The organism is Marinomonas epiphytica (genome assembly GCF_054780655.1).
The window spans coordinates 1-1,718 of record NZ_BAAGVX010000027.1 but is presented as its reverse complement, the minus strand read 5'-3'; the positions used below and the strand labels follow the sequence as shown (position 1 = coordinate 1,718).

Below are 1,718 nucleotides of genomic sequence, written 5' to 3'. Positions count from 1 at the left end.
CTCAGTTGTTGCAGACGAAGTTCGTTCATTAGCAGAGAAAACGGTGGATGCAACAGGCAAAATCACCGACATCGTTAGCACTATCCAAACTTCAACCCAAACAGCAATCAGCACCATGAAAGAAGGTCAAGAAAGCTTACAAAATATTGAAGAGTATAGTGAAAAAGCTGACCTTGCTATCCAAGAAATTGAACAAAATGCACAGACTAGCTCTTCCTCTTCTGTAGAAATGGCCCGTTCAATTCAAGAAGTAGCAAAAACAGCCATTCACATGAGCGAAGAAATGGATAAAATTGCTCAGCAGCTTCAAAACGATAATAGCAGTATTAACAGTATTGAAGGCAACACTCGCCATATCCATGATCAGGTAAGCAGTTTAGACAGTAAAACCAACGTCTTTACAACCAAGTAAGCCCTCTACTCCATCACTAAAAAGCCCTTCATCTAATTAGGTGAAGGGCTTTTTAGTTAAAGTTAAAGTTCCAGTCAACATTAAACTTGTTTTTTTATGTAAAATAACGCTACTATCAAATTTGTCCTACAAATTAGAGATAGCGTTATGTTCCATAACATCCGATTTCAAAGAAAGCTGCAAATTTTACTTTTTACCACATTTATTGGTTTATTCATTGTAAGCCTCGTTGCTTATCTTGGCTTAGATAACCAAGATCGAACTTCTTCAAAATACCAAACTCTTACCCAAGTTGATAAAAGTTTAGATAACTTAGCACTCAACTTAATAAAAAAAGAACAACTTGCAAGCAAACTAACCAGTGAAACTTATCCATCTTTTATTGAAGATTTAGCTTCCCAGAAAACACGACTATCAAACATAATCACTGAACATAATGAGCGGTTAGACGACTCGGCTATTTCTCAACAACTCAGCAGCGTAAACACTTTATTAACAAACTACTTTGAAAGCCTTGAAACAAGACTCAAACAAAACAATGTTGTTGGGCTTGATATTCATTCAGGACTAAAAAGCCAACTTGCAACTCTGGGTACCAAGGTAACTGAAAGTATTTCCTTTCTAACGCTACTTAAGCAAGAATTCGACAAAACAAGGGAAGCTGAAAAAAACTATGCATTTGAACCAAGCCAAAGAAACTTTGAGCTTTTTGAACAACATATCGCTAATTTTAGAGAGCAAATGGCTAACTTCGGCTTAGACGAAAATTTTTCACCTGCAATTGGAGAGTACATTCGAATCGCATCAGAACTAAATAAGGCCAATTCATTATTGCTTTCTTTAGAAGAAAATCACATATCCGTTGAAGCGAATTTGATTGATGCACAAATCATTGCGTCAGAATTAGTACAAGAAGAAGTTGCAATAGCGTTAAAATCTGCTCATAACAGTGCCAAACTCTCGACGACAAGCCTCATTGCAGCAAGTTTACTTATCGCCACTTTGTCTTACTTTGTCATGTCGATTATTCGCCGAAGTGTGAATCAAACTTTATCTCCGATTATTAATGACCTTGAAAGTATGAAAGCGGGCGATCTCACAATACGCCTAAAAGTTAACCAGCAGCGCAATGATGAATTTGACTTACTATGCGAGTCAATAAATAAAATGAGCCAAGGTTTAGGGTCGGTTATTGGCGATGTGGTGAGCACCACAAGTGATGTCAACAACATGGTGTCTGAGCTTAACCAAGCCGTCACCAACATTGCGAACAGCAACCGTTCAGTGAGCGAACAAACCAACTCCA

General features: G+C 37.7%; 2 protein-coding genes. Both read left to right on the top strand.

Translation table 11 applies throughout. The features are described 5' to 3' along the window. Window positions 1-412 (top strand): methyl-accepting chemotaxis protein (locus tag ACYVGZ_RS08080; RefSeq protein WP_460753758.1); only part of this gene is annotated, 412 nt, incomplete at its 5' end. Window positions 413-559: 147 nt separating this feature from the next. Then, the coding region (locus ACYVGZ_RS08075; protein WP_460753755.1) for a methyl-accepting chemotaxis protein at window positions 560-1,718 on the top strand (1,159 nt) is incomplete at its 3' end.